Origin of the sequence: Mesorhizobium sp. LMG 17147 (genome assembly GCF_024297145.1) — a bacterium.
Taxonomy (GTDB): domain Bacteria; phylum Pseudomonadota; class Alphaproteobacteria; order Rhizobiales; family Rhizobiaceae; genus Mesorhizobium.
Map to the genome: position 1 here is coordinate 110,801 of NZ_JANCTC010000013.1, position 14,913 is coordinate 125,713.

At 56.4% G+C, this 14,913-nt stretch carries 7 protein-coding genes and 2 pseudogenes; 4 read left to right on the forward strand and 5 right to left on the reverse strand.

Going from position 1 to position 14,913, the window contains the following annotated elements; all coding sequences use genetic code 11:
- Positions 1–2: 2 nt before the first annotated feature.
- Positions 3–1,670: an ABC transporter substrate-binding protein gene (locus NMG46_RS21770; protein WP_254819585.1), complete on the reverse strand. Its 1,668-nt coding sequence runs from the start codon at positions 1,668–1,670 to the stop codon at positions 3–5.
- 1,008 nt (positions 1,671–2,678) lie between these two features.
- Positions 2,679–4,397, reverse strand: coding sequence for a CocE/NonD family hydrolase (locus tag NMG46_RS21775; protein ID WP_254819586.1), 1,719 nt, complete (start codon positions 4,395–4,397; stop codon positions 2,679–2,681).
- Between the two features lie 423 nt (positions 4,398–4,820).
- Here NMG46_RS21775 and NMG46_RS21780 point away from each other — a divergent pair.
- Positions 4,821–4,953, forward strand: a pseudogene (locus tag NMG46_RS21780) (transposase); the annotation flags it as partial.
- Between the two features lie 470 nt (positions 4,954–5,423).
- Here the strand turns inward: NMG46_RS21780 and NMG46_RS21785 are convergent.
- Positions 5,424–5,885: an Lrp/AsnC family transcriptional regulator gene (locus NMG46_RS21785; RefSeq protein ID WP_126057703.1), complete on the reverse strand. Its 462-nt coding sequence runs from the start codon at positions 5,883–5,885 to the stop codon at positions 5,424–5,426.
- Positions 5,886–6,174: 289 nt separating this feature from the next.
- On the opposite strand from NMG46_RS21785, the gene NMG46_RS21790 reads away from it, so the two are divergent.
- The 3 genes and pseudogenes from NMG46_RS21790 to purF all read left to right on the forward strand — a co-directional run bounded on the left by NMG46_RS21790 (position 6,175) and on the right by purF (position 10,288).
- On the forward strand, positions 6,175–7,359 hold the full coding sequence (locus NMG46_RS21790; RefSeq protein ID WP_254819587.1) for an aminotransferase class V-fold PLP-dependent enzyme: 1,185 nt from the start codon (positions 6,175–6,177) through the stop codon (positions 7,357–7,359).
- Positions 7,360–7,397: 38 nt separating this feature from the next.
- Entirely contained in the window at positions 7,398–8,543 is a 1,146-nt protein-coding gene (locus NMG46_RS21795; protein ID WP_254819588.1) for a M20 family metallopeptidase, read from the forward strand.
- Between the two features lie 274 nt (positions 8,544–8,817).
- Positions 8,818–10,288, forward strand: a pseudogene (gene purF / locus NMG46_RS21800) (amidophosphoribosyltransferase).
- A gap of 261 nt (positions 10,289–10,549) precedes the next feature.
- On the opposite strand, the gene NMG46_RS21805 reads toward purF, so the two are convergent.
- Both NMG46_RS21805 and NMG46_RS21810 read right to left on the reverse strand, forming a co-directional pair.
- Positions 10,550–12,010: an aspartate ammonia-lyase gene (locus NMG46_RS21805; protein WP_254819589.1), complete on the reverse strand. Its 1,461-nt coding sequence runs from the start codon at positions 12,008–12,010 to the stop codon at positions 10,550–10,552.
- A gap of 206 nt (positions 12,011–12,216) precedes the next feature.
- On the reverse strand, positions 12,217–14,691 hold the full coding sequence (locus NMG46_RS21810) for an FAD-dependent oxidoreductase (protein ID WP_254819590.1): 2,475 nt from the start codon (positions 14,689–14,691) through the stop codon (positions 12,217–12,219).
- Positions 14,692–14,913: the final 222 nt, after the last annotated feature.

Genomic DNA, 14,913 nt, shown 5'->3' on the forward strand with positions numbered 1-14,913 from the left:
TCTCAAACCGGCTTCAGGCGATCAAACGGATAGTAACTCCACGCCGATAGGTCATCCCCCCAACCCTCGAAACAGTCCTTGCGATAGGCCTCAAGCATCGTGGGGTAACACAACATAATATAGGGCGCTTCAGTGTAAATGACGCGCGCGGCCTGGTCGACCAGTTCCTTACTCTTCCTGACGTCGGCGGTACGGTCGACCTCCGATACGAGCGCATCGAACTTCTCATTTTTCCAATACGCCCTGTTGTACAGGCCGTCCTCCTTGCTGTTGCCCAGGCTGAGCAGATCGTGAGGCGATGGTGAGAGCCAATTTGCGGAAACGAGAAGGTCCCAACCACCACCGCCGTTATCCGGCACCGCCGTACGAGCATTGAGCGCCCCGGAGTCGAGTTGGCTGACGGATACGGAAATGCCGATTTGCCCCAACCAGCCAGCGATAAGCTGCACCGCCGCAACCGGTATCTCGAGGAGGCCTGAACCCGTTCCAGTAATCAACTCGAGCTGGAACTTTCTTCCTTCCTTATCTTCCCGGACGCTGTCACCGTCGGTGTCCCGGTACCCGGCGGCATCGAGCCGGCGGCCCGCCTCCGCGAGATCGAAGTGGCGCCTGATGTCGCTCAGGTCCGAATAGTATTCAGTGGCCGAGGGCATGACCGGGCCCACGCCAGGGTCGGCATGCCCGCGGAAGGCGCGATCGACGAGCGTCTTCTGGTCGATCGCATAGCCGATCGCATCGCGAAACGCCGGGTCCTGCAGAGCCTTGGTGCTGCCCGCGCCCTTTCCGGATACCGTATTGAACGCCAGATAATTCCGTTGCTCGATACGCACTTCAGCAACCACGATGTCGGGGTCCTTCGAGAGGTCCTCCCACTGGGCAACTGTCATGCCTAAGCCAAAGTCGAGATTTCCGCTCTTCAGACCCTGCGCGATGGGATCTGCGTTACTGAAAAAATTGAAAATCATGCCGTTCGTTGCCGGCTGCCCGGTGCGGAAGTGCGGGTTTGGCGAGAGGCGGACAAATTGCCCCTGTTGAAACTCCTGGATAATCATCGGCCCCGTGCCCACCAGCGGTGGATCATTGCGAAAGGTGCCCCGCGCATCCGCATAGGAGACGTCCTTCCAGATGTGCTCCGGAACCACCAAAATGGGAAGATTAAGTAACGAGAGGGTTGGATCCTTGGTCACAATTTGCAAAGTCTCATCGTCAACGAACCTGACACTTTCGACTTGCTCTAGGCCAGCAGTGCTATTTTGCCCGATATTCAGCTCATCGGGCTTGCCCATTGAGCCAAGCAGATAGTTATATGTAAAAGCCGCATCCCTAGCTGTGGCCGGCTGGCCGTCAGACCATTTCATCCCAGGCCAAATCTTGAAGGTCCAGGTGAGCTGGTCATCAGAGACCGACCACTCTTTGGCAAATCCCTTCCGATCGGAATGGCGCTGGACGTCAACGCCGACCAGAAAGTCATATGTGTAGATCGTCGGCCAGAACGAGCTCCAGGTGGCAAATGGGTTCATTGTGTCGGGACTGACGATTGCGCCGACGCGTACGACGTGATCGTCGCACGACGATGCAGCAAACGCCGTCGAACGCATAATCCAGGACGCGGCTGATCCAGCCAGCATTGCATGCATGAACCCGCGTCGGTTTGGTGACCATTCGACCATTTTTTCCTCCCTGGTACTTCTTCGTGACCGCACCGGCCGGACAGAGCCGAGATGCAGTTGCGTCGGGTGACCGTACCAACGTCAAGGAGCTGGGTTACTCGAAGTATCTTCCAGAATCGCAGCAAACGGGCGTTTTCTTGCCTTTTGCGCAGAAATCGCGCGTACCAATGAAGCCGGCCAGTCGTGTCGATTTCATTCCTGCCACGATTCCGATTTGTAGGCGGCGATTTTTCGGTCCAATCTTAGCCTGCACAAATTCATTGGGGGTTGGCGGATGTGGTGCAAGCCCTCGAAACGACATGGGAATTGGTTGCTTACGCCGATCCCGCACTTCCCGGACGCCACACGCGCCATAAAGATCCTACGCTGCGGTTGATCGGTTTGTCATCTGTTCGCCGCAGGTCCGTCGTCGCCTATTTCGACGGCGGCATTGCGTCGTCCAGAGTGGGATCTCGCTGTGGCCGCCGGTGGCTGACTGTTGGCGCGCTGCATTGATGATCCGCCGTGCCGGACCAAGTCGGCGGCCGATCTCAACGGTATCATAGGTTTCGACTGGGAACACAACGAGGCCAGCGGCACCGAGCCTTTCCTCGAATGCCGGCAGGATGGCATCACGCCAACCGGTTGCTCTCCGATCCGATCTCAGGATGGCCCGGGATGGGCTGCGTTCGGGCCGGGATCTGACCTCTCAGTCGAAGATGTGCCGGCTGGAGAACCTGCCTGTCCCCGATAGAGGCAAAATCTCCGTAGTGTTTACCGGCAGGCTACGCCAATAGGTCATTCCGACTATTCCAGGTATCCGCTGATACAGATGGGATCTGCCAACCAAACAACTTATGGCAACGGCCAATGTGATGGCGGGACCATTTTGGAGGAGCAGGAAGTTGGCCGGCTCGATCAGAGCGGGCCAGCCTAGATGCAGAAGCTGGTGCTGACCGATTACGCTACCTGATATCTTAGGCCGCGCCTAGTCGGGAAGCGCTAGTACCGACCCTCCAGTCAGCAATATCAGAGATGGCGATCGCTCGGCAGTCCGCCATGGACAAACTCTTCGTCCTTTCGACTTGGCTGGCCTCGTAGAGCGCTTCCTGCCGGAGCAGGCGCTTGAGCCACCGCCCCCCGGATGGTGGGAAGAATTATTTTCGAAGCATACTTTGCCGAATGGTAGATCCTGTTGACGGACGCTTCCCCGGCAGGAATGCTGCCGATTTCTGAGTGCGGAATAGGATTGGGCGCACCGATGGTTAATTCAAGACTATGTCCTGCTCGCACGACATGAGCGATGGGTGAAATCAGGGACATCCGGAGTTCATAAATTTCACCTGGTTCAAGTTTCTCAAATTGCCGAAAGGAATGCACCACCTCGTCCTCGGATGTGCGGTCTTGGTCAACCGCTCGGAGCGACGCCAGCAGCAGACCCGTTTGAAGATACAGTACCGTGCAGTCCGGACCGACATCTTTCAGCGTAAGCTCCACGTCGGCGTCGTCGCCGTTGTCAATGCTGAGATAAAGAGTCACTTCTGGATTCCCAAGCAATACAATATCTGAGGTGGCGGGAGCTATTCGGTAATTTAGCACGCCGTAGGGATATGGTCGAAGCTGAAATTGCTCATTCGATCCGCGACCGAGTTCTGCTCCGGCGGGGTACAGGTAGGCACGGGAACCCTCATTAGGGCTGGAGCCCGGCTTATCGAGCGAGATCCTTGCGTCCTGAGTCAGATAGTAGGTCCGACGCTCTACTTTCGGATCTGGCCAGGTTTCGTGACGTGTCACCCAGCCTGCGACCGCTTGTTTTGGCTCGCCATCAGGCTGCTGCACTTCCCAATATACAGTAATGGGAGGCGTTTCCTCTACTTCATTCTTGACCCCTTTTACCCAGCGATCGAGGAACTTCATCCGCTCCTCGTCCACAATGCCATAGCCGCGCGGCCCAGGTCCGGAGCTCGTATGGTCGCCGTTCATCAAAAGAAGCTTTTTGTTCGAAACGTTTTGCATGACTTGGTTGAATAGCCGGAGGTTTGCCATGACGAGCCCCCCGCCGCATTCCTCCTGCCAAGCTCCGATGAGCATACAGGGAATAGCGATTTTGCCCGCCACCTCTTGGCTGACCAGAGTGTGAGAATCCCACCATTCATCCCTTAGGGGGTGCTTCCGGATCTCATCGGAAAATGCGCCTTTTGCTACCTGCCTATCGCTACCACGGATCACAGCGCACTCCGCATCCCCCTGGGCAATACGCCATTCTGCGCCGCGCACCTGCCATACAAACTCACTCTCAATCTGCCACGCTGCGAGTTGCCACTGCAGCATTCCACCAGGCCGGACCCAAAAGTCATAGCCGTCCCCAAAACCGCTTGCGACAATCGCGCGCAAATGCGGGGGTCGTTCTGCGGCGACCCAAAACTGGGGCTCCCCCGCCGACGAATTTCCGACCATGCCGACGTTACCATCGCTCCAAGGCTGCCTCGCAATCCATTCGATCACTTCGGCACCATAGGGTCCGCCTTTAGTCATTCGCTGTTCATGCCAAAACTCAATGAGACCTTCCGAGCAGCCGGTTCCTGGAAGATTGGCGCCGACGAATGCGTAACCGGCGTCAAGAAATTCTTTGGCAGCATGGAAAGGCGTCGAGTTCGCGGCGTATGGATCATAAAGGAAGATCGTGGGATAAGAGCCCAATTCCTTCGGACGATATGAGATGTAAGCGATGCGAGTTCCATCGTTCATAGTCACTCGCGGATTACATCTGCCTCAGTGAAATCTGCTGCTTGTACATTTTTCATGCTCAACCCCATGTTAGATAAGGCTTCATCGACTGGCGACTCAAAGGCAACGGCAAAACCTTGAGGTACTCTCAACGTCAGCCTGTGGCCACGCTGCCCTCTCTTGTTCTCGCACATCCGTGCGGGCGCATCCTCGCCTGCAACCGGGCGACTTAGTGTGCCCGCTTAGATGGTACCTTTTGCGCATATTTATCGTCCTTCAGCGCAGCAAGTCGGCGTTTCTATACTTAAACAAAGAGATCACCACGACTGGCGGCAAGCAGAGTCGGCTTACCGAATGCGTTATCTGGACCGTGTTGGGGCCCGGACCCATAAAGTGTTCCTCTGACGGCGGGATTGCGATTCAAGGTCTCTCAGGGGACCACTCATGAATCGCGAATATTTCTCGCTCAGCGATGAGCAGTGGGCCACTTGAACCGCATCTGCCGACCGACACCCAAGGCAAGCCGCTCGTCAACGATCGCCGCGTCATCAGCGGCATCATCCATGTGGTGAAGAGCGTTCATCCAATGATTTCGTTGGGCTGCCACGGCATCTCCGAGTGCTCAGCGTTTGCATGTCTTGTGCTGAGCACCGGCGGTCGTCAGGGAGGATCAATATGGACGTCTGACAGCCGCGAATACGTGGTGGTGGATCCTGGCCAACGTATGCTGATGCAGTTTTCAAGCAGGCGATGTCAGCGCTGATCGGCAGCGGAGACATCCGATCGCAGGGGCAGCGCCCCAGACGATGTTCGCAGGTGGGGACACTGATCCCGGCGCAATTCGTGAAGCCCACAAGTGAGCCGACAAAGCGAAGTCATCGATGCTGCCAGCCGACAGACGAGCTTTGCGGTCAATCTGATGAGGGAGTTTAGGATGCGTCGCCGCCCGAGATCGCACACCACCGGACGAACCGCGATGGCTATCAAGTTGATGCGCTTAAGACCGCAAAGTGCCGGCGTAAAACTGGATCAGGGCGCATAATGCCCTTATTCTTCAATAGGCAGAGCCAATGACGCCTTGATCCGATCCATTACTACCATCGTCTTGACTGCTTTGATATCGGACTCATGAAAAAATCGGCGGGTAAATGCCTCATACTCGGCCATGTCCTGGACAGAGATCAAGAGAACGAAATCGGCTTCACCCGTCACATAGTACGCACTCATGATCTCAGGCGTGCGCCGAACCGCCTGCTTGAACCGATCAATGATATCTACCCGCTCACGCTCGAGACTGATCGACGCCAGCATGAGCATGGGACGACCCACGGCTTGTGGCGAGACTATGGCAACGTCAGCCTCGATCACACCTTCATCACGCAGTCGCTTCAGTCGCCGCTGACAAGCGGTCGCAGAAAGGCCCGCAAGTTCGCCCAATTCAGCCGTCGTCAGGCGATTGTCGCGCTGCACTGCGTTGAGAAGCTTGCGATCAACTCGATCCAGGTCCATTTCACGATCACTGCAAAAAAGGAGAGGTTTGCGCAGAAAAACTGCTTGGCTCACACGATATTAGCCTGAGTTCCACAAGGATCAAGCCATAAAATGATCCGATCAGCGAAAGGCATGTGCCTCCCGGTGGTGAACCTCTTGTCTTATAAATTCGGCCGAATGGTATGGTCGCCCGCAACGGTAGCTCGACGGCTTCTCAATCAAGGCATTTCGTTGCCACAACTGCAGAATGGGCGTCCCGAGTAGATTTTGCGCTCCTTACCCACGTAACACGGATCTGATGACGAGCATGACAAGCCATTTTCTTCCTTTGGACGTCCTCCGGCAGGAATTTCCAGCCACCCAAAGCGCCATTTACATGGATGTTGCAAATCAGGGGCTCATATCCAGAACCACCCGTACGTCCATGGATCAGCACCTTGATAATCGACTAAACGGCTTGAATGACGAAGAAGGAATGATGCAGCTTGTCGAGCAAACACGCTCCAGATTTGCTCAATTTATTGGGGCCGAAAAGGACGAAATCGCTGTTACGAAGAATGCATCGGAAGGCATTAACATAATCGGAAACGCGATTCCTTGGAAGCCCGGAGACAATGTTGTCCTGTGCCGCCAATTGGAGCACGCAAACAACATCCTTCCTTGGCTGCAACTCAGGGACAAGCACGGAGTTGAGCTGCGGATTGTAGAATCTGATAACGGCGCAATCCCGTGCGACGCTACTATCGATCAAATCGACTCGCGCACCGGTATCGTTACAGTATCGACTGTCACAATGGTGCCAGGTTTCAAGACAGCGATGGAGCCGATAGCCGAGGCTTGCAAGCGTCTTGGCGCCTTTCTTTTGGCCGACGCCTCCCAATCAGTTGGCATCCTCCATACCGATGTCAAACTGCTTGGCGTCGACGGTTTGGTGGCTTCATCTTACAAGGGGTTGATGGGCCTCTATGGGTTGGGATTTCTATATTGCCGCCGGGAATGGGCGGATCGCCTAAGCCCTGCCTACCTCGCCCGCTTTAGTGTCGATTTGGGCGACGCACCAGAGTCGGCTCCAATATTCGATTCGGTAAAATTGCGCGCCGGCGCGCCCCGTTTTGAGATTGGCCACTTCAATTTTCCCGGCGTCATAGCGGTCCACGCATCCATCGGACAGCTGATGGAAATCGGCACGCCCGCCATTGAACAAAGCGTTACATCGGTTGCAAGGCGACTGGCGTCGGGCCTCCTAGACCTCGGGCTCCCGGTCTGCGGCGGAACGCCAGGGGATCACACCGGAAGTATTGTTGCTCTCGGAGATCCAGCACCTAGTTCGGGAAAAGCCGATAGCCGCATTCAGTCGCTGCACGAGCATTTATTGAAAAACCAGGTGATCGTCTCAGCACGCCGGGGAATGCTGCGCTTCTCGCTACATTTATACAACACAGCAGACGAGGCTGACCGAGTTGTCGGCCTGGCAAAGAACTGGCTGGCATAGCCGCAAGCTTGCGTTCTCAAGGAGGGATAGGAGTATTCATGTCGTCCATCAGCACACAAACGGTAGAGCTTCTCAAACAACTCATAAAAATTGAGAGCATCAACCCTTCAGCGTCGGCAAAGGGGAGCGGTGAACAAAAGGTCGCTGAGTTCCTCGAGGCCTTTTGCCGAGAGCGTAATCTGCCCTTTGAGTATCAGGAAGTCACCGACGGCCGCGCCAACTTCTTCACCTGGGTTCCTGGGCAGGAGCCCGACAAGCGTGTCCTGTTCATATCCCACATGGACACGGTGCCGGTTGATAATTGGGAGGCAGATCCTTTTTCGCCGGACGAACGGGATGGTCGGATTTATGGGCGAGGAAGTTGTGACGATAAGGGCCCGCTCGCGGCAATGCTCATGGCTCTTAGCACCCTGGGGCACCGTAAGCCACGATACACGATTGTCCTGGGTGCAAGCGTCGACGAAGAATACCGAAAGAAGGGGGCGCGAAAAATCGCTCAATCAGGTGTATCCTACGAGGCCGCAGTGGTCGGTGAGCCCACTGACTTGGAGCTTGTCGTTGCACATAAAGGATCGGTCCGCTGGCAGGTTGAAGTGGAGGGTGTGCCCGCTCACAGCTCCAAGCCCCATCTCGGAGTGAACGCGATCACAGGAATGGCCAAGGTTATCTTGGCGCTCGACAAGATTAATGAGACTTTATCCCAACGCGTGCACCCCCTGGTCAGCCCCCCGACCCTCACGATCACGCTCATCGAAGGGGGTGCGGAATTGGCGACGGTACCGCCATCCTGCCGGGTGTGGATCGACCGGCGGCTCATACCGGGAGAGCGACCGGCGGACGCGCTCCAGGAGGTAGAAAACATCTTGGAGGGCCTGCGCCAGGGTCCCGATAAGATCAAGGTGCGCTCGCTGCTACCCGCTCTGGAAGATCCAGCTCCCCCGAGTGCGGAAGCCACAAAAATCGCCGCGGTGGCGGCAAAGGCCTGTGCTGAAGTTGCCGGAACGGGCCAGCACCGCGGAGTTCCATATGGGACGGATGCGAGTCAGCTGTCGTTGGGAGGTATTCCCTGCGTTATTCTTGGACCTGGGAGTATTGATCAGGCCCATACTGCCAATGAGTACGTGGAGATTGATCAATTGGCCAAAGCGGTCGACATCTACCAGAAGATCATGCTTACCTACTAGCGACCACTGGCACATCACGCAAGAATAGGATCCCGCGATGACTTCGGCTTCGCGGGACCAAGTGCCTTGCGGTAGATTTCAAGCCCTACCAAGCTACTTACAGTTGATCCCGCCGTTGCCGGATGATCATCTCTGACCTCGATGCGGCAAGAGGCTGGCGCATTGGGACGGATATCGGCTGGGGCTTCGCAGCCGACATCCGCGGCCTCATGGTCCGATCCAGGCGAAGACGACAGCTTACCTGATCTTGGGCTTCCGATAATGACCATGACAAATGTTTGAGGCAGATAAACTTTTCTCTGCGGAGGCCGATGATCATTTTCATGATGAATGCGGCATATTCGGTGTCTTTGGCCCCTTGGATGCGGCCACTATCGTAACCCTCGGCTTGCATGCCCTGCAGCACCGGGGCCAGGAGGCGGCGGGCATTGTCTCCTATGACGGCACGCAGTTCCACGCTGAACGTCATGTCGGCCTGATCGGCGACACCTTTACCAAGCAGCCGGTCCTCCAGCCGCTGAAGGGCACGCGCGCCATCGGCCACACCCGCTACGCCACCGCGGGCGGACCCGGGCTGAGCAACGTACAGCCTTTCTTCGCCGAGTTGGCCGACGGCGGCCTTGCCATCGCCCACAACGGCAACATCACACCAATGCGATGACGCTGCAGCGTACGCTGCAGAAGCAGGGTTCGATCTTCTCGTCGACCTCCGACACCGAAACGATCCTACATCTCATCGCAACCAGCAGCGGGAAGGACGTCATTTCGCGCTTCATAGATGCGGTTCGCCAACTGGAGGGCGCATTCTCATTGGTAGCGCTCTCCCCCACAAAAATGATCGGCTGCCGCGACGCGCTCGGGATCCGGCCGCTGGTACTAGGCGAACTTGACGGCGCCTGTATCCTGGCCTCAGAGACCTGCGCGCTCGACATCATCGGTGCGCGCTTTGTTCGAGACCTCAAGCATGGCGAGATGGTCATCGCCACCGCTGAGGGAGTGGAGAGCCTGTTCCCGTTCGAAACGCAGAAACCGCGGTTCTGCATTTTCGAGTATGTCTATTTCTCTCGTCCGGATTCGTCGGTCGAGGGCCGCAACGTCTATGAAGTGCGGAAGAAGATTGGCGCCGAGCTCGCCATCGAGAACCCGGTCGATGCCGATATCGTAGTGCCTGTGCCCGACGGCGGCACGCCGGCCGCGATCGGCTTCGCCCAAGCCGCCGGCCTGCCCTTCGAGCTCGGCATCATCCGCAACCACTATGTAGGCCGCACCTTCATCCAGCCGACGGATTCCATCCGCCACATGGGTGTCAAGCTGAAGCACAATGCCAATCGCCGGATGATCGAGGATAAGCGGATCGTGCTGGTCGACGATTCCGTAGTGCGAGGCACAACCAGCCAGAAGATCGTACAGCTGCTGCGCGATGCCGGCGCGAAGGAAGTTCATATGCGCGTTGCTTCGCCGCCGACACGCTCCTCATGCTTCTACGGCGTCGACACGCCCGAGACGGCGAAACTTTTAGCGTCGCGCATGTCGATCGAGGAAATGGCCAAATTTATCCGTGTCGATTCGCTTGGCTTCCTGTCGATCGACGGGCTTTATCGAGCTCTCGGCGAAACGGCCCGTGAGAACAAACAGCCTCAATTCTGCGACGCCTGCTTCACTGCCGAGTATCCGACCCGCCTACCCGACCAAAAGGCGCTGACAACGTCCGGGCTCTGTCAGCTTTCGCCGCAGGCAGACAGTGAATCTGGCTAGCCAGTTGGAGCGGCTTCGTGGTCGGTATGAACCCCGAAGCACTGCTGCTCGGAAGGTGAGTGTGGTCAGCCAAAGGGCAACCTGGCCTGGTAACGTTGAACTCGGCCGGAACCATTCTGCGGGCTTACTGCGGAAGAGTCCTTCGACCGCCCCACCTCTGAGCGATCCCTGGTCCGTGTATGTTCGAACACGGCGTGCCGACAGATGCAGCGTCGGTGGCCGGGCACAGCGCCGCTGCGCAGATCAGTCGATCAATTTTCGGCCCGCTGTTGTGAAGCCGGTCGCGATGGCATGGGGCGGGTCAAAAGGTGCGGATCGGCGGCCTGTGCGATGAGCTCCTCCGAAAGGTCCAGCTGCTCGGCCAGGACTTCGCGGATCGTTTTACCGGAGGACAAGACTAACTTTGCAAGCTCCGCCGCCCGATCATACCCGATCGCGGGCGTCAGAGCTGTTGCCACGGCGGTGCTGGCTTCGAGATGTCTGCGGCAAGTCTCTGCATTGGCGGTAACGCCCACGACGCACTTCGTGCGCAGAACACCGACGGCATTTGTCAGAAGCTCAAGCGAGTGCAGTAAATTGTAGGCGATCACCGGCTCCATCACGTTCAGCTGCAGCTGTCCCGCTTCGGAGGCGAGTGTGATCGTGAGATCGTAGCCGATGATCTGAAAGGCGACCTGATTGACCACCTCCGGTACTACAGGATTGACCTTTCCGGGCATGATCGAGGAGCCGGGCTGAAGCGCTGGTAAATTGATTTCGTTCAGCCCCCCACGTGGGCCGCTGGAAAGCAGCCGCAGATCATTGCATATCTTCGAGAGTTTCGTGGCCGTCCGCTTCAGCATTCCCGAGAAGAGCACGAAGGCACCGGTATCCCAGCAGGCTTCGATCAGATTTCCGGCCGGGACGACGGGCAGGCCGGAAATCGCGCGCAACTCGGCGACTGCTGCCGGCTGGTAGCCGGGGTTCGTATTGATGCCGGTGCCAATCGCCGTGCCACCGAGATTGATTTCATGGAAGAAAGCGCCAATCTCACCGAGACGGGCCACATCTTCCCGCAGTGTGGTCGCGAAAGCCTGAAACTCCTGGCCAAGCGTCATCGGAACTGCGTCTTGCAACTGCGTGCGGCCCAGTTTGATTACGTCCGAAAAGGTTTCCGCCTTGCCCTCCAACTCACTCGCGAGTTGCTCCAAAGCTCGTTGCAATGCGCCGCGTGAAAGAAGGATCGCAAGACGGATCGCTGTAGGATAAACATCGTTTGTCGATTGAGCGAAGTTGACGTCGTTATTGGGATGCAGTTGGTCATATTGTCCGCGTGGCAGTCCCATGATTTCCAGGCCGCGGTTGGCGATCACTTCATTGATGTTCATGTTGGTCGAGGTGCCTGCGCCGCCTTGAAACACATCGAGCGGGAAATGGCTGAGATGCCTGCCGGCCGCGATTTCTTCGCAGACCTGGCAGATGACATCGGCCTTTTGCTTGTCCAGATCGCCGAGCGCCGCGTTGGCGCGTGCCGCTGCCATTTTGACGTAGGCAAGCGACTTGATGAAGTTCGGAAAATGGCTGATCCGGATACCGGAAATCGGGAAGTTAGCGATGCCCCGAGCCGTTTGAGGGCCATAATAGGCATCGACCGGGATGCTTACAGGGCCAAGCGGATCTTTCTCGATGCGCTCTATTTCTGGAGCCTTCGTCACCACGATTACCTCAGTCATTGCGCTGGCGCAGTTGGCTCGGAGGCGCATGTCAGTTGGAAGCCTCCAACTCGGAGCTCATCGAAGCCTCGTCATAGCTCCGCGGGCCGAGCGGTCCAATAGGCCACAAGGAAAGTGGGCCTCCGGGCTTCGAACTAGTTGCGGAGCGGATCCCTCCGGGGGACAAAAGAGAACCAGCTCGCTCCGCCTCCATGGTGGCGCTCGCCCTATTGTTTAGCCCGATCGCCATTTGGATCGAAAAACGCCCGGAGCGACGCGTCGCATTCATAGAGTTTGCCGGCGATCTCGATTTCCCATCGACTGTTTTCAATCAGGTCCTTCGTGACACCAGCGGGGTGGTTTACATATCCCATTCCGACTGACGTTCCGATCGTAAAGCTCTTCACGCCGGACGAAATATATCCGACAATCCTTCCGTCACAGCGGATAAGCTCTTCATGAAAGAGGACAGGCTTTGGATCGCGAAGCTTGAATGATACCAATCGTTTTTTTAGCGGTCCGGAATTTTTCTGGGACGTCAACGCGTCTTTCCCTATAAAGCCGCATTCTTTATTCCAGTCCACTGTAAATCCTAACCCCGCTTCAAGCAAAGTATCCACTGGCGTTAGATCGAGCTGGTATTCTCGGTAGGCGCGCTCGGACCGCAGATGTTCAAGCGCGTGGTACCCTGCAGCCTTGAGGCCATACGCCTGGCCGGCCTCCCAAACAACATCAAACACGTGCTGTGCCATCTCGGTTGGAATATGAAGCTCCCAGCCAAGTTCTCCGACATAAGTCAGCCTGTTGGCTATCACACGAGCATATCCGATATCGATTTCCTGACTGGTAGCGAATGGGAACGCCGAATTCGCCAGATCTGTATCGGTTACCTGCGATAGGATCTCGCGCGATCGCGGGCCTTGCAATGACAGGACCGCGTACCCAGACGTGAGATCGGTGACCGTGACATTCCATTCGTCAGTAATGTGTTTTGTGATCCAGGCCTTATCCCGAGGATGGACGGTCGCTGACGAGATGATTAGGAACTCTGTCTGCGACAACCGGTTTACAGTGATGTCCGTCTCTATCCCGCCCTTTTCATTGAGCATGTGGGTGTATACCAGCTTTCCCACAGGTACATCCACGTTGCCGGCGCAGAGCCACTGAAGGAAACGGCACGCATCGCGACCCTGAACCAAGTGTTTGCCGAAAGAGCTTTGGTCCAACAAGATGGCATTGTTGCGGGCAGCCTTGCACTCCTGACTGGTATATTTGAACCAGTTCGGCTCGTCGTAGGAGTAGACGTTTTTAGTCGATTCCCCCTCCCCCGCGAACCACATGGGACGCTCCCATCCCATTCCTTCGCCAAAGCTAGCTCCAAGCCTCGCCCACCGGTCGTGAAGAGCGCTTTTGCGGACACCTCGAGATGTCTCAGCCTGGTAAGCCGGCCAGTGCATCTTATAGTGAAGACCCAACACTTCGGCTGTGCGATCATGCAAATATCGTTTATTGATCTGGAAGGGATGGAAACGCGCGACATCCACGAAGCTGATATCCATCTGAGGCTCACCGGCAATGATCCACTCTGCCAGAGCTCGTCCGGCTCCCGCGCCGTATTCAATGCCCTCTGAATTATAACCTGTCGAAACGAAAAGATTTTTCGATCCAGGAACTTCACCAATCATGAACAGGAGGTCAGGGGTGAAACTTTCAGGACCATTGAAAAACTTTGCAATGCCGCAGTTCGCAAGATCAGGAACAATCTCTATCGCTTTGGTCATCGGTAGCTCAAAGTGATCCCAGTCTTCAGGAAGCTCGATGTACGCCGTTTCCTTCGGAAGCTTACCCATCGGTAAAGGTTTTCCCCAAGGCTCGAAGGCACCAACCAAGAGCTTTCCTGTATCTTCCTTCAGATACACATGCCCGTCGGTGTCGCGTAGCACTGGCAAGGTGGGCGTCACGAAATCCATGGCTTCGGTCACTACATAAAAGTGCTCTGCCGCGTATATCGGAATTCGTGCACCTAACTTCGACGCAAGTTCTCTGGTCCAAAGCCCACACGCAAGTACGAGAATTTCAGCTTCAACAACTCCGTCATTAGTCCGAACTTGGTAGTGCCCGTCTGCTGTGCGCCAGAGGTCGGTGACTTCCGCGTTTTCGACGATTTTCACCCCGTTCTTTTTGGCGCCAAGAGCTAACGCCATGCATGTGTCGACAGGATTGGTTTGGCCGTCACCAGGGATAAAGACTGCGCCTTCGATGATTGACGCGTTGAGCGCTGGATAGAGTTTTTTCGCCTCGCTAGGCGAGATCATGTTGGCCTCAAGGCCAAAACTTTTGGCGATCGAGGCGTTGCGTGCAGTTTCGTATAGGCGTTCCTTGGTTCTGGCGACCCCAAGCGTGCCATTTCGCTTGAATCCGGTAGCTTGGCCAGTCTCGGCCTCCAGCGCGGAGTAAAGTTCAGCATTGTATTTTGCGATCTCCGTCAGTGCGTGTGTCCCACGCGTCTGCATGATCAAACCCGCAGCGTGCCAAGTTGTACCGGACGTAAGACTGTTGCGCTCCAAGAGTGCGACGTCCTTCTTACCGTTCCTTGCAAGGTGAAAGGCAACACTTGCTCCCGCGATCCCTCCACCAACTATGAGGATCTCGTGGTGGCGAGTCGCTGTTTCACGAGGACGGAAAGGCGGATTCGTAATCATATGTATCCTTGTTCGGTTTCACTCGGAACTGGCAGCGGCAAGGTGTTTCGACGAGTTCGGCCATCTTGAGCTTATGCGGGCCGCTTCCGCGCCATTTCCGGCCTTATGATCATGAGTCAGTCATTTTCCAGCAGACTAAGGGGCGAAGCTCGCGTAGATCGCGCTAATTATGCCGCAAAAGCGGTGTCGTTCTGCGTATTCTGCGGTTGGGCGCTGAATTTT